This window comes from Sphingobium sp., from assembly GCF_032153725.1.
Lineage (GTDB): Bacteria > Pseudomonadota > Alphaproteobacteria > Sphingomonadales > Sphingomonadaceae > Sphingobium.
The window spans coordinates 1-19,241 of the sequence record NZ_JALDYQ010000082.1; the positions used below are offsets into that span (position 1 = coordinate 1).

Genomic DNA, 19,241 nt, shown 5'->3' on the forward strand with positions numbered 1-19,241 from the left:
GGCGAATTCCTGTCCGACACGCGCGGCACCGGCATCATGAACCGCCTGTTCGAGAAATATGGCCCCCACAAGGGCAAGATCGAAGGCCGCAAGAATGGCGTGCTGATCTCCAACGGCGCGGGCGAGGCGGTGGCCTACGCCCTCGGCCCGCTCGAAGAGCGCGGCATCCTGATGGTCGGCGTGGGCGAAGCGCTCTACGAAGGCATGATCATCGGCGAGAATGCCAAGCCCGAAGACCTTGAAGTCAATCCGATGAAGTCGAAGGCGCTGACCAACTTCCGCGCAAGCGGCAAGGACGACAGCATCCGCCTGACCCCGCCGCGCAAGCTGACGCTGGAACAGGCGATCGCCTATATCGACGATGACGAGATGGTCGAAGTGACGCCCAAGAACATCCGCCTGCGCAAGCGCTACCTCGACCCGAACGAGCGCAAGCGCATGTCGCGCGCCAAGGCGGCCTGATCAAGGCTTGAGGGATATGAAGGGGGGCCGGCATCGCAAGACGCCGGCCCCTTTTGCGTTCAGGGAAGAAGGCGGGACATGGCCATTTGTGGACATTCCCACCCTCGTCACCCCGGACTTGATCCGGGGTCCCGCTGCCTTTCAGATGTGCGCTCAAGAAGAAAGTGGGATCCCGGATCAAGTCCGGGATGACGAAGCTATAATGTCCGCCTTCCACCCAAGGCCGCATCCGGAAATCCTCACCGCTCCAACGGCAAACTCATCGTCACCTGCAACCCTCCCTCCGCCCGATTGGCAAAGCGCAGCGTTCCGCCATGTCCATCCGCAATCGTCCGCGCGATCGACAGCCCCAGCCCGACCCCGCCCGTCTCCCGGTTCCGCGAAGCCTCGCCCCGGTAAAAGGGTTCGCACAGCCGATCGATGATCTCCGGCGGCACGCCCGGACCGTCATCCTCGACCCGCACCACCGCCCGTTCACGTTCGATTGTCAGCCCGATCCGCGCCGACCCGCCATAGCGCACGGCATTCTGCACGATGTTGCCGATGCACCGCCGCAGCGCGCCCGCATCCGCCCGCACGACCGCGCGGGTGCTGGTTGTCATCGCCACATCCTGGCCCATATCCGCCAGATCGTCGGCCAGCGTCTCGATAATGGCGCTCAGGTCTGTCCGCACCCGCACCGTGCTGTCCGATCCGCTGCGCATGAAGTCGAGCAGATCCGTCACCATCACCCGCATTTCCTCGACATCCGCCTGCGCCTTGGCCCGTGCCCCTTCGGGCAACTGCTCCAACCGGAAGGACAGGCGCGTCATCGGCGTGCGCAGATCATGGGCGATGGCCACCAGCATCGCGGTGCGTTCCGACAGATAGTCCGCGATCCGCGCGCGCATATGGTTGAATGCCGCGCCCACCGCCTGCACCTCGGGCGGTCCATTCAACGGCAGCGGCTCGGCGCGTTCGGGCCGTTCACGCGCCGCGCCTTCGGCCAGCATGCGGATCGGCGAAGTGATGCGCCGCGCCACCCAATAGGCCGGCAACAGCAGCAGCGCGAAGATCCCCGCCATCAGCGTCAGGGTGATCGCATACCAGCGCGCATTGGCGCCCTGCCGCGCCTGCACGACGCGCCAGCCCTCCGTCGTGCGCAAGGCGAGCGTGAAACCGCCCTGCAGCATGGCCCGCTCCTGCAACGCCGGTGGCTTGATCCCCGGTTCCGCAAACGGCATGGGCGGCCGCTCGCGCGCCAGAAAGACGCTGGCGCCATCCACGCCCAGCATCCGCGCGATCCGCAAGGACCCGGTCCAGTCCCGTTCCTGGCCAGGCTCCACATCCGGCACGCGATCGGAAACATAGCGCGTCACCTGCCAACTGCTCGGCGGCGGCGTCGCATGGCGCAGCAGTCCGGTGGCTTCCGCCAGCGTGATCGGCCGGGAATGGGGCGGCGGTCCGCGAAAGGTCACCAGCATCATCGCGCCCAGCGCCAGCAGCAGGCTGGCCGCCACCAGCAGCACGATGCGCGTCAGGATCGATGGATTGAAGCTTGCCCTCACGCCGGGCGGACTTCAGCCGTGAACATATAACCTTCATTGCGGATGGTGCGGACCAGCTCGTCCGTTGCATTGCCCTTTGGCCCGTCCGGCTTCGCCCCGCGCTCCAGCTTGCGACGCAGGCGGCTGACCTGCACGTCGATCGCGCGGTCATAGCTTTCGCTGTCATTGCCCGCCGAATAATCGAGCAGCTGGTCGCGGCTCAGCACCCGGCGCGGATGCTCGATAAAGGCGCGCAGCAGGCGGAACTCGCCATCGGTCAACGTCACCACGACATTGTCGGGATCGGTCAGCAGGCGCGTCGCCATGTCGACCTGCCATCCGGCAAAGCGCAGCCGCTCACCCCGCGGCTCGGGCACGTCGGGGATGCGGCGGTGCCGACGCAGCACGGTGCGGATGCGCGCCAGCAATTCGCGCGGATTGCAGGGCTTGGGCAGATAATCCTCCGCCCCCATTTCCAGCCCCACGATCCGGTCGACGTCGCTTCCGATGGCGGACAGCATGATCACCGGCGGCCCGCCCCGCGCGGTCAATCGCCGCAGGATGGAAAGTCCATCCTCGCCCGGCATCATGACGTCCAGCACCGCAATGTCGAAGTCGCCGGCCGCCAATGCCCTGTCCATCGCCGCGCCGTTGGCGGCCGTCGACACGGCAAAGCCGTGCTGCTCCAGAAAGTCGGACAGCAACGCGCGGATGCCCGCATCGTCGTCCACCACCAATATGCGCGATCCGTCCATCGTGACCGCGACCTTATCGGCTGGCGACGCCCCTTGCAAAGCCATCCGCGCCTCCATAGGTCAGATCGCGACGCCGACCGTCACCGTGCCGGTGTAGCCATTGGTGGTGTCGCCGGTCATGGTGAGGGTCATCGCCGTCTGCTGCGCGGTCGTGTTGTCGCCGAAGACATTGTCGGTCGTGATGCTTTCGCCCGAAAAATTGGACTTGCTGCTGGAATAGGCGCTGGTCGCATAGACGGTGTTGCAGGCATCGGCCGGCACCGCGAACTGCGAGCAAAGGACGCGGTTGGCATAGGCCGTGGCCCGCGCAAGGCTGGGATAGACCTCGAAATGGATATGCGGATAGCGCCCGTCATAGCAACCGGGGAAGATCGTCGTGAACGTCACCTGTCCATTGGCGTCGGTCACGCCCACGCCGCGCAGGAAATTCTCGCTGGGATAGTCGTAGAGCGAATATTTGCCGTTGATGTCGCAGTGCCAGATATAGACGGCATAGCCTTCCAGCGGGGCGCAGCCTGCATTCACATTGACCACCGTGATGGTCAGCTTGGTATAGAGGCCGCTCGCGGTCGTCGTCGATGATCCGAAACTGGACCGGATGTCCGCCCGCTGAATGCCGCTGTCGTCCAGCACATTGACGACCGTGCCGTTGCGGCTGTTGGAACCGTCGCCGGGGTAGGGGCCGTTGGTTTCTTCCGGATCGGCGGTGCAGGTGCCGGAACTGGAGGAAGAGCTGGAGCTGGACGAACTGCCGGAGCTGCTGGAGGAACTGGAAGAGGACGTGCTCGACGCCGAAGTCGTCGATCCCGATCCGCCTCCGCCGCATGCCCCGACCAGCGCCGCGCCGCCCGCTGAAAGGAGCAGCTGCAATGTCCTCCGCCGTTCGATCGCCTGGTGGTTGAGCGCGCGGATCATCTCCAGATCCTGCGCCAGACCCGCATCATGCGCGTGGCTCGCCTCATTCATCGTCCCTGTTCCTTCCATAACGCTATCCTGTCGGGATGGGGAATAGGGCGCGCATTTATCCCAGCGATTGCGCATTGTTACGCTTTTGTAGCATCGCAACGCTACTGGCGCGGACCATGCGCGCTCTCTATGGTCGCGCCGTTTGCCATTCCCGCGAAAGCTTTCCATGCATCTTGTCATCGGCCTAGCCGGCATCGCGCTGATCCTTGCCATTGCCTTTGCCTTGTCCGCCGATCGCCGCGCCATCAGGTTGCGGGTGGTGGGCGCAGCCTTTCTGTTGCAAGCGGGGATCGCGCTGCTGGTGCTCTATGTCCCCGCCGGACGCGCGGTGATCGCGGGCATGTCGCGCGGCGTCGCCAATCTGCTGGGCTATGCGCAGGCGGGGACGGATTTCATCTTCGGCCCGCTCGCCCGGCCGGAGATCGGCGGGGCCAGCTTCGCCATCGCCGCGCTTCCCGTGATCATCTTCTTCGCCAGCCTGGTGTCGATCCTCTATTATCTGGGCATCATGCAGCAGGTCGTGCGCTGGGTCGGCGGCGCGATCGAGGCGGTGACGGGCGTGTCCAAGGTCGAGAGCCTGTGCGCCGCCGCCAATATCTTCGTCGGGCAGAGCGAAAGCCCGCTCGTCATCCGCCCCTATCTGGCGGGCCTCACCCCGCCGCAGCTCTTCGCGGTGATGACCAGCGGCATGGCGGGCGTGGCGGGCACCATCCTTGCCGCCTATGCCTCCATGGGCATCAAGATCGACTATCTGCTGGCGGCCAGCTTCATGTCCGCGCCCGGTGGCCTCCTCATGGCGAAGATCATGATGCCTGACCGGCCGGAGCGCGAACCCGAACTGCCGCTGGGCGATCATCCCGACGTCGCCCTGCCGGAAAGCCGCATCAGCGGCGCCGGTCCCGCCGCGCTGCTGCCCGAAGGCACGCCGGGCGAGCCGATGCCGCCCGCCACCCATGATGAGGAAAAGCCCGCCAACCTCATCATGGCGGCGGCGCAGGGCGCGCAGACCGGCGTCAGGCTGGCCGTCGCGGTCGGCGCGATGGTGCTGGCCTTCGTCGCGCTGGTGGCGCTGGCCAACGGCCTGTTGGGCGGGATCGGCGGCTGGTTCGGCTGGCCGGGCCTCAGTTTCCAGCAACTGCTCGGCCATGTCTTCTCGCCGGTCATGCTTTTGCTCAACATCCCGTGGGACGAAGCGCAGGTGGCGGGCGGCCTGTTCGGCACCAAGGTCGTGCTGAACGAGTTCGTCGCCTATATCAATCTGGGTCAGGTGCAGGGCGCGCTGTCGCCCGCGACCATCGCCATCGTCACCTTTGCCTTGTGCGGCTTCGCCAATTTCAGCTCGATCGCGATCCAGATGGCCGTCACCGGCAATCTCGCGCCCAACCAGCGACCCGTGATCGCGCGGCTGGGCCTCAAGGCGCTGGTGGCGGGCAGTCTTGCCAATCTGATGAGCGCCGCGCTGGCCGGGTTGATGCTCAGCCTGCGCTGATCGTTCTGTACCTATAACGAAAGTTCTATCGCGCTCCTGCAAAAGCCGTTATGGTTAACATATGGGGGCGCAACGCATATTCGGGCTGGCAGTCATGCTGTCGGCGGCCATCGGCATGACGGCGGCCTTCGCGCAGGCGCCGAAACCGGGCACGTTGGAAAGCTACAGGGACTGGACCATCGGCTGCGACAATCGCGACCGGTGCGAGGCGGTATCGTTGCTGCCGGACGGCGGCGACTGGCCTGATGCGCCGGTCATGCTGGGCATCAGCCGGGAGGCAGGCGCCGCCGCTGACCCGGAAATCTGGGTCAGCCGCGACGCCAGGGGACGCGAGACGCTGAGCTTCCTGGTGGACGGCCGCAAGATCGCGACCGCCAGCAGCGTGGATGGCGAAGCCAGCATGCAGGGGCCGCAGGCCTCCGCGCTCGCCATCGCCATGGCGCGCGGCGGTACGATGGAAATCCGCTCGGGCGCGAAACGGATCAGTCAGCCTTCGCTCGCCGGTTCGGCGGCAGCGCTGCGCTATATGGACGCGAAGCAGGGGCGGGCAGGAACGCAGGCGGCTCTGGTCGCGACTGGCGCGCTCGCCCGCAGCGCCGTCCGCCCGCCGCCGGCCATCCCGCTGGTCCGCCGCGCGATCATCCCCAATGGCGCCCCGCCGCCCGCGCTCTGGCGGGAGGAGCTGACAGCGCTCGGCAAATTCACCGGCTGCGCCGACGAGATGAAGGACTCGTCCTCGCCGCCCGACCTGCACCGTCTTTCGAAGACGGAGACGCTGGTGCTGGTGCCCTGCGGCGCGGGAGCCTATAATTTCACGGCGATCCCGGTGATCGCGACCGGCATTCCGGGGCGGCGGGCTTTCCGCTTCGCCATCTTCGACTATCAGCCGGGCTGGAGCGAGGACGCCGATCATCCGATGCTGGTCAATGCTGGCTGGGCGCCGCAGACCTCCACGCTGCAAAGCTATGCCAAGGGCCGGGGCCTGGGCGATTGCGGCGGCAGCGAATCCTATGTGTGGGACGGCGCGCGCTTCCGCCTGACCGAAGCCAGCGCCATGGGCGAATGCCGGGGCGCCTGGCACTGGATCACCACCTGGTCGGCGAAGGTTACGGAATAGGGCTGAGGAAGACGCCGCCTCAATGCGCGTCCGCCAGCACGAGCGAGAACAGCGCCTCCTCATCCGTCCATTCGCGCAACGGCTCCCACCCGCCCGCGCGCAGGAGCAGCCTTTTATCGCGCGCGCCATATTTGTGGCTGCTTTCGGTATGGATCGTTTCGCCCGCCGCCATGCGGAAACAGTGCCCCGCGACATGGAAGTGGAGCGGCCGCACCGCTTCCAGATGCATTTCGATCCGGGCCTGGTCGTCGTTCCAGATCGCCCGGTGGGCAAAGCCGTCCAGCGGCAGGTCGCCCTCCAGCTCGCGATTGATCCGGGCGAGAAGGTTGAGGTTGAACGCCGCCGTCACCCCGGCCGCATCGTCATAGGCGGCGATCAGCCGGTCGCGATCCTTGATCCGGTCCATGCCGATCAACAGCATCGCATCTCCGCCCAGCAGCCCGCGCATCGCCCTCAGCAGGTCGACCGCCGCGCCGGGTTCCATATTGCCGATCGTCGATCCGGGGAAAAAGCCCAGGCGTGGCATGCCCTCGATCGCGGCGGGCAGCGCCAGTTCGCCGTTGAAATCGCCCACCACCGGAAGCACCGGCAGGCCTGGAAAGGCCGACGCCAGCTCGGCGCTGGCAGCTTCCAGGAAGTCGCCGCTGATGTCGATCGGCACATAGGCGGCCGGATCGATGGCGCGCAGCAGATGCGGGGTCTTGCGCGAACTGCCCGCGCCGAACTCCACCACCGCCCGGCCGGACCCGATCGTCGCGGCGAAGTCCCGGCCGTGCCGCGACAGCAGCTCCGTTTCGATGCGCGTGGGGTAATATTCGGGCAGGCCGGTGATCGCCTCGAACAGCTCTGAACCGCGCCGGTCATAGAACCAGATCGGTGGCGTCGCCTTGGGTTCGCGTGACAGCCCTTCCACTATGTCGCGGCGAAAAGCCGGATCAGGCGCGCGCAGGGTGAGCGTGGCGTCCTCCGTCAGCAGCATTGCTTCATAAATCCTTTGCCAGCCGCAGCCCGGTGAACTGCCAGCGTTGATGGGGGTAGAAGAAATTGCGGTAGCTTGCCCGGACATGGCCGCGCGGGGTCGCGCAGCTGCCGCCCTTCAGCACGAACTGGCCGGACATGAATTTTCCATTATACTCGCCTATGGCCCCGTCGGCGGCGCGAAAGCCGGGATGCGGGCGATAGGCGCTGCCTGTCCATTCCCATGCATCGCCGAACATCTGCGTGAGCGCGGAGCCGCTCTCCGCCACACGGGGACGGGGGCAATTCGCGCCGTCCAGCTGGTTGCCGCTGGTGGGCGCGACATTGAGCGCCGCGCTTTCCCATTCCGCCTCGGTCGGCAGCCGGACGCCTGCCCAGCTGGCATAGGCGTCCGCTTCATACAGGCTGATATGGCTGACGGGTGCGGCGGCATTGACGGGTTTGCGCCCATCCAGCCCGAAGCGCGTCCAGCCATGCTCGCCGCGTTTCCAGTAGAGCGGCGCCTCGATCCCCTCGGCCTGTACCCAGGCCCAGCCGTCGGACAGCCAATGCGCCGCCCGGGCATAGCCGCCATCCTCGATGAAGGCGATCCATTCGCCATTGGTTATCAGGCGATGCGCCAATGCGTGGGGATGCAGCAGCGCCTTGTGCCTTGGCCCCTCGCAATCGAAGGCGAAGTCGTTGCCGTCATCGCCGATCTCGACCAGCCCCTGTCGTCCCTCGATCCAGTGGAGCGGGCCGGGAACAGGCGCGGGCAGCGCATTGGGTGCGTCAAACAGCGCGGGCTCCAGCGGATTGAGCGACAGCAGATGCAGAATGTCGGTCAGCAGCAGTTCCTGATGCTGCTGCTCATGGTGGAGGCCCAGCACCACCAGCGCCTGCGCGTCGGGCATCAGCATTGGCAGCGCAGTGATCAGCGCCTTGTCCACATGGGCGCGGTAGGCGCGGATTTCCTTGAGGCTGGGCCGGGTCAGCATGCCCCGCATCGGTCGGGCATGACGCGGCCCCTCGGCCTCATAATAGCTGTTGAACAGATAGGCGTAATGGGGATCGAACGGCCTGTAGCCCGTCACATGATCGCGCAGCACGAAGCTTTCGAAGAACCAGCTGACATGCGCCAGATGCCATTTGGCGGGCGAGGCATCGGGCATGGACTGGACAGTCGCGTCAGCTTCGGACAGCGGCGCGGCCAACGCCTCGCTCAGCGCCCGAACCTCGCGATAGCGGGCAATCAGGTCGATCTGGCTTGGTGCTGTTCGGCTTCTGGCCATGCATGTCCCTCACGCGATTCGCCCACACAATCGCACGAGGAGGCGGATATGTTCCCATTCCGGGGCGCGGGCAGGGCAGCCTAACCCAAAGCTTGCGCCGAAGGCCTCTCCGCCCGCTGTATCTGATCCCGTCCGGACCGCTTGGCCCGATACAGCGCCTCATCCGCCCTGCCGATCGCCGCCGTCACCGGCCCGCCGCGCCACGCGCTGAGCCCTGCGGAAAAGGTGACGGGCTGGCCGCCCACCAGGCCGATCGGTTCCTGCCGCATCCGTTCGGCGATGCGTGCCAGGGACCAGCTCGCCTCATCCTCGATCGCGTCCTGCAGGAAGATCGCGAATTCCTCGCCGCCCCAGCGGCCGATAATGTCGACGCGGCGGGTCTGCGACGACAGGCGCGCGGCGAAATCGCCCAGTACGCGATCGCCCTCGTCATGGCCCAGCTGGTCGTTGACCTGCTTGAAATGGTCAATGTCGATGATCGCCACGCAGCCCCGGCGTCGGGCGAGCGGCAGCGCGTCCAGCTGCGCCAGGAAACCGCGCCGGTTGGCAATGCCGGTCAGCGCATCCTCATGCGCGGCGATGTTCAGTTCGTCGATCTGCTCCCGCCTCGCTGTTGCCGCCCGGCGCACTCCAGCAAACAGCCTGGAGATGATGTCGCCGATTTCGGGCAGGGTGGCCGTGCCGCGCTTCCGTTCCTGCTCGCCCTCCTGATGCAGCGCATCCGCCAGCGCGTGGATCGGGTCCAGCAGGGCGCCGATGCCCAGCAGCGCCCCGACGGCGCCAGCCATGGTGGCGAGCGTCAGGATGATGAATTCCGCCCCGGCGATCCGCCCTGTCGCCGCGCCCCAGCCGATATAGCCCAGCAGCGGCAGATGGGTCGTGACGCAGCAGAGCGCGAAGAGCCGAAACCGCAGGGCGCGCGGAAAGAGGAAGGAGGTCGCGAGGTAGAATTGCATCCCTGGAACCTGCTGTTGAGATCAGGTCCCAAAATTGGCCCGGCGCGTAAAGGGAGGGTGAAGGAACAGGGTTAACAGCCGGCTCATGGATAAACCGTGCCGCGCAAGAGTCGAATGGTCAGCGCGAGGCGCCCGGCACCCATTTCACGTCGCCCGCGCCATTGCCGTTCAGGCGGCGGGCCAGCACGAACAGCAGATCGGACAGCCGGTTGAGATAGGCCAGCGCCTGTGGATTGAGCGTCACTTCGGCCGCGGCGGCGGTCGCGCTGCGTTCGGCGCGGCGGGTGACGGCGCGGGCCAGATGCACGGCGGCGGCGGCGGGCGATCCGCCCGGCAGGATGAAACTGTCCAATGGCGCCAGCTCGGCGTTCATCGCATCGATCTGCCCTTCCAGCCGCTCGACCTGGGATGGGATGATGCGCAGCGCCCACGGCTCATCCTCGCCATCGGGGACAGGCGTGGCCAGATCGGCCCCCAGATCGAACAGGTCGTTCTGGATGGTGGTCAGCCAGGCTGTTTCCCGCGCCTCGCCGATCGCGACGATGGCAAGCCCGATGGCGCTGTTCGCCTCGTCCACATCACCCACGGCCTGCATGCGCGGGGCATGCTTGGGCAGGCGCGACCCGTCGACAAGGCCGGTCGTGCCCGCGTCGCCGGTGCGGGTATAGATCTTGTTGAGCTTCACCATGGCCGACTGCGCCCCTTCCGTTCAGCCATGCCCCTTCATCAGCAGCAACAGGGCGACGATGATGATCGCGACGGCCTGGAACAGGATACGGTTCATCATCATCCTGTTCTGCTTCAGGCTGGACGGGCTGGGTCCGCCCTCGGGCGAGTTCAGCTGTTCCTTGGACGCCTGCAAAAAGGCGATGATCCCCCGGATCAGCGCGAACAGGGTGGCGCCCATGGCCAGGATCAGGGCGGTGACAAGCAGAGTGTTCATGGGATGAATCTAGGCCCTGCCCAGCGAAATGCCAATCGGAAAGCGCGCATGGCGCAGGTCGTCGGCCAGACGCCGCGGATCGGCCCCCTCCGCGCGCAGATCGGCGAGCGCGATCGATCCGTCGCGCTTGGCGAGCCGCCTGCCGTCCGGCCCCGTCAGCAGGGGGTGGTGGAGATAGATGGGAGAGGGCAGGTCGAGCAGCGCCTGGATCAGCCGATGGATATCGGTCGGGCCGATCAGATCGTCGCCGCGCAGCACATGGGTCACGCCCATTGCCGCATCATCCAGCGTGCAGGAGAGGTGATAGCTCGCCGGCGCATCCTTGCGCGCCAGCACGACATCGCCTGCCTGGATCGGGTTCGCCCGGACCCTGTCCATCGCTGCGCCATCCTCCCACGGAAAGGGCAGGGCCTGCCAGGTCAGGGGACCTGCCCGCACCGCCGACCGGGCCATGTCGATCCGCCACGCATGCGGCTCGCCCCCGGCAATGCGCCGCGTTCGATCCGCTTCCGCCAGCGCTTTGCACGTCCCCGGATAGAGCGGCCCTTCCGGGCCATGCGGCGCCATGGCGCTGGCGGCGATATCGGCGCGGGTGCAGAAACAGGGATAGAGCAGGTCCAAAGCCCTCAATTGTTCCAGCGCCGCTTCGTAGCGGTCCAGTCGCGCCGACTGAAAGACTATGTCGCCGTCCCATGCGATGCCCAGCCAGCGCAGATCTTCGACGATCCCGGCGACATGCTCCGGCCGGCTGCGCGTGCCGTCGATATCCTCGATCCTGAGGCGAAAGGCTCCGCCGCGCCCGCGGACCATGTCATGGGCCAGCAGCGCGGACCACGCGTGCCCCACATGCAACCTACCGGTGGGGCTTGGCGCGAAGCGAGTCACCATATGCTGTGGCTGCGTTGATTGAGTCATACAGGCCCTTGACGGGGTGGGGTGGTTAATGCTGTCATGCTCCCGTCACGTTACTGGTCAATCAGGACGTCGGCAAAGGGGGTTGAAGGGTAATATATGTACCATCCCGACCTGATACGACATCCGGAAAACTGTCCGGCTTTGGTCCTGAATGCGGATTACACGCCTTTAAGCTACTATCCGTTGAGCCTCTGGCCCTGGCAAACCGCCATCAAGGCGGTTTTTTTGGATCGCGTGGATATCGTTGCCAGCTATGAGCGGGAGGTGCACAGCCCCAGCCTTCAGATGAAGATCCCTTCGGTGATCGCGCTCAAGCAATATGTGAAGCCGTCGGAACATCCCGCCTTCACCCGGTTCAACCTGTTCCTGCGCGACAAGTTCGCCTGCCAATATTGCGGCTCGCCCCATGACCTGACCTTCGACCACGTCATTCCGCGCCGGGCGGGCGGCCGCACGACCTGGGAAAATGTCGCCACGGCCTGCTCGCCCTGCAATCTCAGGAAAGGCGGCCGCACGCCCCGCGAGGCGCGCATGCAACTGCATGTGACGCCGATCCGCCCGACCAGCTGGCAATTGCAGGAGCATGGCCGCGCCTTCCCGCCCAACTATCTGCACGAAAGCTGGCACGACTGGCTCTATTGGGATGTCGAACTGCTGGCCTAAAATGGGTTGCGGCGATGCTCCGGGGCGGATCACCCCGGCTGCGGCAGCCAGTCGAGGTCCATGTCCTTGTGCCGATTGGTATAATGGCCGATTTCTTCCAGCCGCCCCATGTCGCGCAGGGTGATCCGCCCGTTGGTCCGGCTGATCAGCCCTTCCTGCTCCATCTGGCGAATCATCCGGTTCACATGGACGGAGGTCAGGCCGATGGCGTCGCCGATTTCCTCCTGCGTCAGCTTGAGGTCGAAACTGTCCGTGATCCCCTCGTCCGTCACCCTCAGGCGATCGAATATATCCAGCAGGAAGGATGCGACCCGCGCCCGGGCCGATGTCCGCCCCAATGAGGCGAGCCGGTCCGTGAGCGCGACGCGCTCCGCATTGGAAAGCAGGAACAGCAGCGCCGCGACGCGTGGATATTCGTCCAGCAGGCGCCGCAGCGCATGCTTGTCGAACGGGCAGACGATCGTGTCCGAAAGCGCCACCAGGGATTCGGGCGCCCTGCTGTAGATCGTGCTGGCCGACCCGATGAAATCGCCCGGAAAATAGACCCGCAATATCTGCCGGCTGCCGTCCGGAAGAATGACGAAGCTCATCACCCGTCCTTCGCGCAGCACGAACAGTTCGGTCACCGTTTCGTTGACGCGCTGGATCATCGCCCCGCGCTTCACCTTGCGCGGGTTTTCCTCAAGACGGGCGAGCGCTTTCTTCTCCGCGTCGGACAGGGGCACATGCTTCGCCAGCCTGTCCGCGAAACAACTTGTTGCCACCAAAAACACCTTTTATTTACCTTGTTGTTACGATGGCAAAACGCCCCACGCGCCTTTTGGCTGCATTTCGCGAGCTTGCACTAAACTCGATCAATTTTGCGCTGAGGAATGCATAAAAGTTATAGATGGGAGTCGGGATATGACCAAAATCCACGGGGACTTGCCTTCTCCGCCGCCTTGCGGAAAATGCAATTACCGTTAAGACCCAGCCGATGGACCGCATTCACATCCGCGGCGGCAAAGCACTCAATGGCCGCCTTCCGATCTCCGGCGCGAAAAACGCCGCCCTGACGTTGCTGCCTTGCGCGCTGCTGACCGACGAGCCGGTGACGCTGCGCAATCTGCCGCGCCTGGCCGACGTCGACAGCTTCGGCCATCTGCTCAACCAGCTCGGCGTTTCCACCATGATAGAGGGTGCCCGGCCGGAAGATTTCGGCCGCGTCATGACGATGCGCGCGGGTCGCGTCACCTCGACCGAGGCGCCCTATGACATCGTGCGCAAGATGCGCGCGTCGATCCTGGTGCTCGGCCCGCTGCTCGCCCGCGCGGGCGAGGCGCGGGTGTCGCTGCCCGGCGGCTGCGCCATCGGCAACCGCCCGATCGACCTGCACCTGAAGGCGCTGGAAGCCTTTGGCGCGATCATAGAGATCAATGCCGGCTATGTCCGCGCCAGCGCGCCTGACGGCGGCCTGCCCGGCGGCATCTACACCTTCCCGGTGGTATCGGTCGGCGCGACCGAAAATGCGCTGATGGCGGCCGTGCTGGCCAAGGGCACCTGCATCCTCGAAAATGCCGCGCGTGAGCCGGAGATCGTCGATCTCTGCAAGCTGCTGATCGCCATGGGCGCCGATATCGAAGGCGTCGGCACCGACAAGCTCACCATCCACGGCAAGCCCCGCCTGCATGGCGCGACCTACAGCGTGATGCCCGACCGGATCGAGGCGGGCAGCTATGCCTGCGCCGCCGCGATCACCGGTGGTTCGCTGGAGCTGGCGGGCGCCTGCGCCGACGACATGCACGCCATCCTCGCCGCGCTGCGCGACGCGGGCGTCCATGTCGAGGAATTGAAGGACGGCATCAGGATATCGTCGGACGGCAAGCTGAAGCCGCTCACCATCTCCACCGCCCCCTTCCCGGCCTTCCCGACCGACATGCAGGCGCAGTTCATGGCGATGCTGACCAAGGCGGACGGCGCCTCCGTGCTGACCGAAACGATCTTCGAGAACCGCTACATGCATGTGCCCGAACTGGCGCGCATGGGCGCGGACATCGGCGTCAACGGTCGCACGGCGGTCGTGCGCGGGGTCGACCGGCTGGTCGGCGCGCCCGTCATGGCGACCGACCTGCGCGCTTCGATGAGCCTTATCCTTGCAGGGCTCGCCGCCGAGGGCGAAACCCAGGTCAACCGCGTCTATCATCTCGATCGCGGCTATGAACGGCTGGAGGAAAAGCTCTCCGCCGTCGGCGCCGATATAGAGCGCGTCAGCGATGGCTGAAGGGCGGGGGCTCGAGACGGATCGCGCGGCGTTGCTGGCGCGCTACGACCTCGATACCGGTGGTTTTGCCACGCTTGATCAGATCACGGCCTTCGCCGCTGCGCTCTGCGACGCGCCGATCGCGCTGGTCAGCATTGTCGAGGAAGACCGTCAGCGCTTTCTTGCCCGCACGGGCCTCGATGTGGAGGAAACGCCGCGCGACGTTTCCTTCTGCGCTCATGCGATGCTGGGCGACGCGATCTTCGTGGTGCCCGATGCCACGCAGGACAAGCATTTTGCCGATAATGGGCTGGTGACGGGGGCGCCCTTCATCCGTTTCTATGCCGGCGCGCCGCTGATCGACAGCGATGGGGGCACGCTCGGCGCGCTCTGCGTCATCGACGACAGGCCGCGCGCCGGCCTCAGCGATCTTCAGCGGCAGGGCCTTACCCTGCTCGCCCGGCAGGTGATGGCGGAACTGGAGGGCCGCCGCCGCGACCGTGCCGTCAGCGCCCAGCAGGAAAGGGATGCGCAGGCGGTGGCTGACAGCGATCGCCTGTTCCGCACCCTGGCCGACACCATGCCGCAAATGGTCTGGTCGGCGCTGCCTGACGGCTATAATGATTATTTCAACGCGCGCTGGTACGAATTTACCGGCGCCGCGCAGGGCACGACCGACGGCGAAGGGTGGAGCGCGATGTTCCATCCCGAAGACCAGCCCCGCGCCTGGGAACGCTGGCATCATAGCCTGGCGACCGGCGATCCCTATGAGATCGAATATCGCATGCGCCATCATGGTGGCGACTATCGCTGGACGCTGGGCCGCGCGCTGCCGATCCGCGACGCGGAAGGGGCGATTGTCCGCTGGATCGGCACCTGCACCGACATCAACGACCAGATCGCGATGGTGGAGGAGCGGGAGGTCATCGCCCATGAACTCTCGCACCGCATCAAGAACATCTTTTCGGTGATTTCCGGCCTGATCGGCCTGTCGGCGCGCGAGCATCCCGAAATCCGGGCGGCGGCGGACGATCTGCGCGATCGCATCATGGCGCTGGGCCGCGCCCATGATTTCGTGCGGCCCCATGGCCCCAACTCGCAGCCCGACCATGGCGAGGGTCGGCTCTGGGGCATACTCGACCAGATTTTCGCGCCCTATCGCGATGCGCAGGGCGCCCGCATCGTTTTTTCCGGCGAAAATCCGGTGATTGACGACCGCTCCGCCACGCCGCTGGCGCTGCTGTTCCACGAACTGGCGACCAATGCCGCCAAATATGGCGCGCTTTCCGTTCCCGCCGGTCGCGTGCACCTGCAGGTGGAGAGCGGGGATGCGGAAATCCGCATCGACTGGCGGGAGGAGGGCGGCCCTCCCGCGGTTCCCGCCACGCGCGAAGGCTTTGGCAGCCGCCTGATGCAGCTCAGCATCGAACGGCAGCTGGGCGGACGGATAAAGCGCGACTGGCTGCCCGAAGGACTGAGTCTCAGCCTCTGGATTCCAGCGTCATCCATGAGCCGCGCGTCGGCAGGAAAGGCGTGAAGCCGACGATTTCGGCCGCTTCCAGCTCGGGCTGGTCGGTGGCGGCGAGATGCAGCGTTTCGGCAATGCTGCGCGCGCGGAACGGTTTCGTGATCACGCCCAGGGCGGCCCTGGACGCCGTGCCGATCTGCGCCGGATTGGCGGTGACGTAGATCACGCGGATGCCATATTGGCTCGCCAGCTCGACGCCGATGGCCGGACCGGTCGGCCCGTCGCGTAGATTGAGATCGACCAGCGCGATGTCGCAATCATCGGCCGCATCAAGCGCCGCCTGACGATCGGCCGCGATGGCGCCGACCGTAAAGCCCGCATCCTCCACGATATGTTCGATTTCCAGCGCGACGAAAATTTCGTCCTCGACGATCAGAACTTTCTTGCTCATCCCAAAACCCACGCAACTGGAGGCGATAAATGCGCGAAGCGGCGGCGGGTTCCTGCGGATGCGAAAAAACTTCTACCGGCTGTCTACCGGCTGTCTTCCGGCGGGCTGGTCCAAAGTGTCTCGAAAGCCACGCCCTTCATCAGCAATACCGAGGCGGGATAGCCCGCGCCGCTGGCCTTTTGCGCGGTTGCGGTGGCGTTTTCGACGGCTGCCTGCTGCGTCGCGAAAGGACCGTAATAGCGATTGTCGAGGTTGATCTTCCACACGCCCTCATGTTCCAGGACGATGTAGCGGGCATGGGGCAGGGGCACTTACAAAACCTCCGTATTATAATGGTGCCAGGCCATGATCGCCGCCGCCCCGCGATGGGGGCGCCAGCGTTCGGCCAGTTCGCGGGTCAGTTTCTCGCCCGGCCGTTCGGGCAGACCCAATATCCGCCCGACCTCGATCTGCACGGCCAGGTCCCCCGCAGGCCAGATGTCGGGACGCCCCTCCGCGAACAGCAGGTAGATTTCAGCCGACCAGCGCCCGATCCCCCTGACCTGCACGAGCTGCGCGATCGCGTCCTCGTCATCGGCGGACAAAGCGTGCAGGTCGAGTCCGCCGCTCACCACCAGTTCGGCCAGGCTGCGGGCATAGCCCTGCTTCTGCCGCGACAGGCCGCAGGCACGCAACGCATCGAAATCCCGCGCCAGCAGCGCCTCCGGCGCGCAGCCCGGTCCCAGCTCCGACTCCAGCTTGCGCCATACCGCCGCCGCCGCCGCGACGCTCACCTGCTGACCGACGATCGTGCGCAGCAGAGTTTCATATCCAGGCTCGCGGACACGGGGCAGGGGATAGCCTACCCGGCCGATCGCGGCGGCGAAACCGGGCTCCAGCGCTGCGATCGCGTCCAGGCTTTCGCGCAACTGATCGGCTGTCGTCACCATTTAATCGCTGTCCGGCCCTTGATTTCCCGCGCTCGCTCCGTAATGAGCGGCGGGAAAAATTTGAGGGACCTGGGTACATGGCGAAACTGATTGTGGTCAACCGTTCGGGTGAGGAACAGGCTGTTGAAGGCCAGGACGGCCTGTCGGTGATGGAAATCATCCGGGACAACGGCTTTGACGAACTGCTGGCGCTGTGCGGCGGCTGCTGCTCCTGTGCGACCTGTCATGTCTATGTCGACCCGGCCTTCGCGGACAGCCTGCCGGCGGTCAGCGAAGATGAGAACGACCTGCTCGACAGCTCGGACCATCGCAACGGCACCAGCCGCCTGTCCTGCCAGCTGACCTTCAGCGACTCGCTCGACGGCCTGCGCGTCACGATCGCGCCGGAAGATTGAGTCCACCCTCCCGCGCCGCGTTACGGTTTGAACCGTAGCGTGGCGGCGGGCGCTTCGCTGGTGAGCGGCGTCACCTTCCAGACGATCTGCTTGCCCTGCGGGACATTCCGCGCGCCGTCTTCCTGATTCTGGCTGACGATCTCGGCATTGGTGGTGAGGGTGAAAGTGCCGTCCAGCGCCTTGGCCGCATCGTCGCCCGAACTGCTGCCCATCGGATTCTGGCTCTTGTCATAGCCGTTGGAATAGCCCGGCGCCTTCATCCGTACCCGATCTTCCCCGCGCAGTTCCACAGCGACGAAGGGCAGCACGATCTGCGCGTCGCTGTTGAAGGGGAAGAGGAAGGCGTGGGTCAGCCGGCCGCTGACCGCATAGTCGATCTCGAACCGGTGATTGCCCATGTAGCGGGCTGAGCGGAACCCCTTTTCCCTCATCAGGGCCGTTGCGATGGCCTGCATCTGTTGTTCGTCATTCTTGTCGTTCCCGCCCTTGTCATCCGGCGCGTCGAAGCGTTCCTCGACCTTGCCCTGCTCCTTGGGCTGGAGCGCGGTGCGCAGGCTGCTCTGCTGGTCCTTGGGCGTGGCGCCGTCGATCGGATCGTCGCCCGCATCGCCGGGCGCCGATCCCAGCCCCTTGCCCACATCGGACGCCAGTATCTCACCCTTATAGGTGAAGCTGAAGCTCCGGTCGGCCCGGATGTCGAGCGTCGATTCGAACCTGCCCGGCGTCACCAGGCAGGCCGAGAGCAGCAGACTGGCCGCCAATACGCCGGCAGCCCGCAAAAAAGCGGCCATATGAACCCCCCGTAGTCCAGCCTTCATGACGCTACCGGCTGGCAGCCGCATAAAGGGCGATCGCCGCGGCATTGGAAACATTCAGGCTTTCCATGCGCGGACTGATCGGCAGTTTAGCTAAAATGTCGCAATGCGCCATGCTGTTATGCCGCAGCCCTTCGCCCTCGGCCCCCAGCACCAGCGCAACGCGCGAAGTGCCGATGGCTTCGCCCAGCGTCGTGTCGGCCTCGCCATCCAGGCCGATGCGCCAATACCCTGCTTCGGCAATCTCATCCAGTGCGCGGGCAAGATTCACCACCCGCACCCAGGGCACGATTTCCAGCGCGCCCGAAGCCGACCGCGCCAGCACTCCCGATTCGGGCGGAGCATGACGGTCCTGCGTCACGATGCACAGCGCGTCGAACGCCGCCGCCGAGCGCAGGATCGCGCCGACATTATGCGGGTCCGTCACCTGATCCAGCACCAGAACAGGCCGATTATCGTCCCGCCCCGCCTCCAGCGCGTCGCCCAGCCAGACGTCGTCCAGCGGCTCGACCTCCGCCACGATCCCCTGATGCGGCGCGTCCGACGGCACCATGCGGCCCAGATCGGCCACATCGGCATAGACGATGGGCAGGACCGGGGGCAGGTCGAGCGCATTCAGCGCCTCCCGCGTCCCCCAGATCTTGCGCACCACCCGGTCCGGATTGGCAAGCGCGGCGATGACGGCATGCCGTCCATAAAAGCGGGGAAAGGTCCCTTTGGCCTTTCCGGTGCGGTTTCCTCTTTTCATGGACAGGCTCTTTTCACATTGCACCATTGACAGGCAAGTCTCCTTTCGCCATTGGAGCGCCCTCCAGCCGATCGGGGCTTCCCCGAAACGGTTAGGCGACTGGACAGGTGGCCGAGTGGTTAAAGGCAGCAGACTGTAAATCTGCCCGGGTTTCC

General features: G+C 65.6%; 21 protein-coding genes and 1 pseudogene. 7 read left to right on the top strand and 15 right to left on the bottom strand.

Features of this window, described 5'->3' with window-relative positions:
* Positions 1-462, top strand: a pseudogene (locus RUH75_RS20080) (translational GTPase TypA); the annotation flags it as partial.
* A 239-nt stretch (positions 463-701) separates the two neighbouring features.
* Here RUH75_RS20080 and RUH75_RS20085 read toward each other — a convergent pair.
* The 3 genes from RUH75_RS20085 to RUH75_RS20095 are packed head-to-tail and all read right to left on the bottom strand — an operon-like array spanning position 702 to position 3,709.
* The gene (locus RUH75_RS20085; RefSeq protein ID WP_313808962.1) at positions 702-2,009 is read right to left on the bottom strand and encodes an ATP-binding protein; all 1,308 of its coding nucleotides are present in this window, start codon (positions 2,007-2,009) and stop codon (positions 702-704) included.
* Positions 2,006-2,788: a response regulator gene (locus RUH75_RS20090; protein WP_313808963.1), complete on the bottom strand. Its 783-nt coding sequence runs from the start codon at positions 2,786-2,788 to the stop codon at positions 2,006-2,008. Before RUH75_RS20090 ends, RUH75_RS20085 begins: the two co-directional genes overlap by 4 nt.
* 15 nt (positions 2,789-2,803) lie before the next feature.
* Entirely contained in the window at positions 2,804-3,709 is a 906-nt protein-coding gene (locus RUH75_RS20095; protein ID WP_313808965.1) for an intradiol ring-cleavage dioxygenase, read from the bottom strand.
* 166 nt (positions 3,710-3,875) lie between these two features.
* Between RUH75_RS20095 and RUH75_RS20100 the strand changes: the two genes are divergently transcribed.
* Entirely contained in the window at positions 3,876-5,198 is a 1,323-nt protein-coding gene (locus tag RUH75_RS20100) for a NupC/NupG family nucleoside CNT transporter (RefSeq protein ID WP_313808966.1), read from the top strand.
* A 61-nt stretch (positions 5,199-5,259) separates the two neighbouring features.
* Positions 5,260-6,315, top strand: coding sequence for a DUF1176 domain-containing protein (locus RUH75_RS20105; RefSeq protein ID WP_313808967.1), 1,056 nt, complete (start codon positions 5,260-5,262; stop codon positions 6,313-6,315).
* A 19-nt stretch (positions 6,316-6,334) separates the two neighbouring features.
* Here RUH75_RS20105 and egtD read toward each other — a convergent pair whose 3' ends face one another.
* The 6 genes from egtD to gluQRS form a co-directional block, all read right to left on the bottom strand.
* Positions 6,335-7,294, bottom strand: coding sequence for an L-histidine N(alpha)-methyltransferase (gene egtD, locus RUH75_RS20110; RefSeq protein WP_313808968.1), 960 nt, complete (start codon positions 7,292-7,294; stop codon positions 6,335-6,337).
* 4 nt (positions 7,295-7,298) lie between these two features.
* Positions 7,299-8,564 (bottom strand): ergothioneine biosynthesis protein EgtB, encoded by a 1,266-nt coding sequence (gene egtB, locus RUH75_RS20115; protein WP_313808969.1) that lies wholly within the window; start codon positions 8,562-8,564, stop codon positions 7,299-7,301.
* An 80-nt stretch (positions 8,565-8,644) separates the two neighbouring features.
* Complete coding sequence (locus RUH75_RS20120) at positions 8,645-9,520, bottom strand: GGDEF domain-containing protein (RefSeq protein ID WP_313808970.1); 876 nt, start codon at positions 9,518-9,520, stop codon at positions 8,645-8,647.
* A gap of 118 nt (positions 9,521-9,638) precedes the next feature.
* Positions 9,639-10,208, bottom strand: coding sequence for a cob(I)yrinic acid a,c-diamide adenosyltransferase (locus RUH75_RS20125; RefSeq protein WP_313808971.1), 570 nt, complete (start codon positions 10,206-10,208; stop codon positions 9,639-9,641).
* Positions 10,209-10,229: 21 nt separating this feature from the next.
* Positions 10,230-10,463, bottom strand: a complete 234-nt coding sequence (locus RUH75_RS20130) for a twin transmembrane helix small protein (protein ID WP_313808972.1) — start codon at positions 10,461-10,463, stop codon at positions 10,230-10,232.
* A 9-nt stretch (positions 10,464-10,472) separates the two neighbouring features.
* Entirely contained in the window at positions 10,473-11,351 is an 879-nt protein-coding gene (gluQRS, locus tag RUH75_RS20135; RefSeq protein ID WP_313808973.1) for a tRNA glutamyl-Q(34) synthetase GluQRS, read from the bottom strand.
* A 123-nt stretch (positions 11,352-11,474) separates the two neighbouring features.
* Here gluQRS and RUH75_RS20140 point away from each other — a divergent pair, with 123 nt between their 5' ends.
* Positions 11,475-12,041, top strand: a complete 567-nt coding sequence (locus tag RUH75_RS20140; RefSeq protein ID WP_313808974.1) for an HNH endonuclease — start codon at positions 11,475-11,477, stop codon at positions 12,039-12,041.
* Positions 12,042-12,070: 29 nt separating this feature from the next.
* Here the strand turns inward: RUH75_RS20140 and RUH75_RS20145 are convergent, their stop codons facing one another.
* Entirely contained in the window at positions 12,071-12,808 is a 738-nt protein-coding gene (locus tag RUH75_RS20145) for a Crp/Fnr family transcriptional regulator (RefSeq protein ID WP_313808975.1), read from the bottom strand.
* A gap of 209 nt (positions 12,809-13,017) precedes the next feature.
* On the opposite strand from RUH75_RS20145, the gene murA reads away from it, so the two are divergent.
* Both murA and RUH75_RS20155 read left to right on the top strand, forming a co-directional pair.
* Entirely contained in the window at positions 13,018-14,301 is a 1,284-nt protein-coding gene (gene murA, locus RUH75_RS20150) for a UDP-N-acetylglucosamine 1-carboxyvinyltransferase (protein ID WP_313808976.1), read from the top strand.
* Positions 14,294-15,817, top strand: coding sequence for a sensor histidine kinase (locus RUH75_RS20155; protein WP_313808977.1), 1,524 nt, complete (start codon positions 14,294-14,296; stop codon positions 15,815-15,817). The genes murA and RUH75_RS20155 overlap by 8 nt, the downstream gene beginning before the upstream one ends.
* Here RUH75_RS20155 and RUH75_RS20160 read toward each other — a convergent pair.
* The 3 genes from RUH75_RS20160 to RUH75_RS20170 all read right to left on the bottom strand — a co-directional run bounded on the left by RUH75_RS20160 (position 15,762) and on the right by RUH75_RS20170 (position 17,128).
* Positions 15,762-16,199 (bottom strand): response regulator, encoded by a 438-nt coding sequence (locus RUH75_RS20160; RefSeq protein ID WP_313808978.1) that lies wholly within the window; start codon positions 16,197-16,199, stop codon positions 15,762-15,764. The genes RUH75_RS20155 and RUH75_RS20160 overlap by 56 nt on opposite strands.
* Before the next feature lie 83 nt (positions 16,200-16,282).
* On the bottom strand, positions 16,283-16,510 hold the full coding sequence (locus RUH75_RS20165; protein WP_313808979.1) for a DUF2188 domain-containing protein: 228 nt from the start codon (positions 16,508-16,510) through the stop codon (positions 16,283-16,285).
* Positions 16,511-17,128, bottom strand: coding sequence for a DNA-3-methyladenine glycosylase 2 family protein (locus RUH75_RS20170; protein ID WP_313808980.1), 618 nt, complete (start codon positions 17,126-17,128; stop codon positions 16,511-16,513).
* Between the two features lie 77 nt (positions 17,129-17,205).
* On the opposite strand from RUH75_RS20170, the gene RUH75_RS20175 reads away from it, so the two are divergent.
* On the top strand, positions 17,206-17,523 hold the full coding sequence (locus tag RUH75_RS20175) for a 2Fe-2S iron-sulfur cluster-binding protein (RefSeq protein WP_313808981.1): 318 nt from the start codon (positions 17,206-17,208) through the stop codon (positions 17,521-17,523).
* 20 nt (positions 17,524-17,543) lie between these two features.
* Here the strand turns inward: RUH75_RS20175 and RUH75_RS20180 are convergent, their stop codons facing one another.
* Positions 17,544-18,314: a hypothetical protein gene (locus RUH75_RS20180; protein WP_313808982.1), complete on the bottom strand. Its 771-nt coding sequence runs from the start codon at positions 18,312-18,314 to the stop codon at positions 17,544-17,546.
* A gap of 31 nt (positions 18,315-18,345) precedes the next feature.
* Complete coding sequence (gene rlmB / locus RUH75_RS20185) at positions 18,346-19,086, bottom strand: 23S rRNA (guanosine(2251)-2'-O)-methyltransferase RlmB (protein WP_313808983.1); 741 nt, start codon at positions 19,084-19,086, stop codon at positions 18,346-18,348.
* Positions 19,087-19,241: the final 155 nt, after the last annotated feature.

What these genes read in the sequence shown, in the direction of transcription:
- egtD (WP_313808968.1), bottom strand. Translation starts at nt 7,294, where the DNA reads ATGCTGCTGACGGAGGACGCCACGCTCACCCTGCGCGCGCCTGATCCG.
- RUH75_RS20160 (WP_313808978.1), bottom strand. Translation starts at nt 16,199, where the DNA reads ATGAGCAAGAAAGTTCTGATCGTCGAGGACGAAATTTTCGTCGCGCTG.
- RUH75_RS20155 (WP_313808977.1), top strand. Translation starts at nt 14,294, where the DNA reads ATGGCTGAAGGGCGGGGGCTCGAGACGGATCGCGCGGCGTTGCTGGCG.
- RUH75_RS20180 (WP_313808982.1), bottom strand. Translation starts at nt 18,314, where the DNA reads ATGGCCGCTTTTTTGCGGGCTGCCGGCGTATTGGCGGCCAGTCTGCTG.
- RUH75_RS20100 (WP_313808966.1), top strand. Translation starts at nt 3,876, where the DNA reads ATGCATCTTGTCATCGGCCTAGCCGGCATCGCGCTGATCCTTGCCATT.
- RUH75_RS20090 (WP_313808963.1), bottom strand. Translation starts at nt 2,788, where the DNA reads ATGGCTTTGCAAGGGGCGTCGCCAGCCGATAAGGTCGCGGTCACGATG.
- murA (WP_313808976.1), top strand. Translation starts at nt 13,018, where the DNA reads ATGGACCGCATTCACATCCGCGGCGGCAAAGCACTCAATGGCCGCCTT.
- rlmB (WP_313808983.1), bottom strand. Translation starts at nt 19,086, where the DNA reads ATGAAAAGAGGAAACCGCACCGGAAAGGCCAAAGGGACCTTTCCCCGC.
- RUH75_RS20170 (WP_313808980.1), bottom strand. Translation starts at nt 17,128, where the DNA reads ATGGTGACGACAGCCGATCAGTTGCGCGAAAGCCTGGACGCGATCGCA.
- RUH75_RS20095 (WP_313808965.1), bottom strand. Translation starts at nt 3,709, where the DNA reads ATGAATGAGGCGAGCCACGCGCATGATGCGGGTCTGGCGCAGGATCTG.
- RUH75_RS20175 (WP_313808981.1), top strand. Translation starts at nt 17,206, where the DNA reads ATGGCGAAACTGATTGTGGTCAACCGTTCGGGTGAGGAACAGGCTGTT.
- gluQRS (WP_313808973.1), bottom strand. Translation starts at nt 11,351, where the DNA reads ATGGTGACTCGCTTCGCGCCAAGCCCCACCGGTAGGTTGCATGTGGGG.
- egtB (WP_313808969.1), bottom strand. Translation starts at nt 8,564, where the DNA reads ATGGCCAGAAGCCGAACAGCACCAAGCCAGATCGACCTGATTGCCCGC.
- RUH75_RS20140 (WP_313808974.1), top strand. Translation starts at nt 11,475, where the DNA reads ATGTACCATCCCGACCTGATACGACATCCGGAAAACTGTCCGGCTTTG.
- RUH75_RS20125 (WP_313808971.1), bottom strand. Translation starts at nt 10,208, where the DNA reads ATGGTGAAGCTCAACAAGATCTATACCCGCACCGGCGACGCGGGCACG.
- RUH75_RS20105 (WP_313808967.1), top strand. Translation starts at nt 5,260, where the DNA reads ATGGGGGCGCAACGCATATTCGGGCTGGCAGTCATGCTGTCGGCGGCC.
- RUH75_RS20120 (WP_313808970.1), bottom strand. Translation starts at nt 9,520, where the DNA reads ATGCAATTCTACCTCGCGACCTCCTTCCTCTTTCCGCGCGCCCTGCGG.
- RUH75_RS20130 (WP_313808972.1), bottom strand. Translation starts at nt 10,463, where the DNA reads ATGAACACTCTGCTTGTCACCGCCCTGATCCTGGCCATGGGCGCCACC.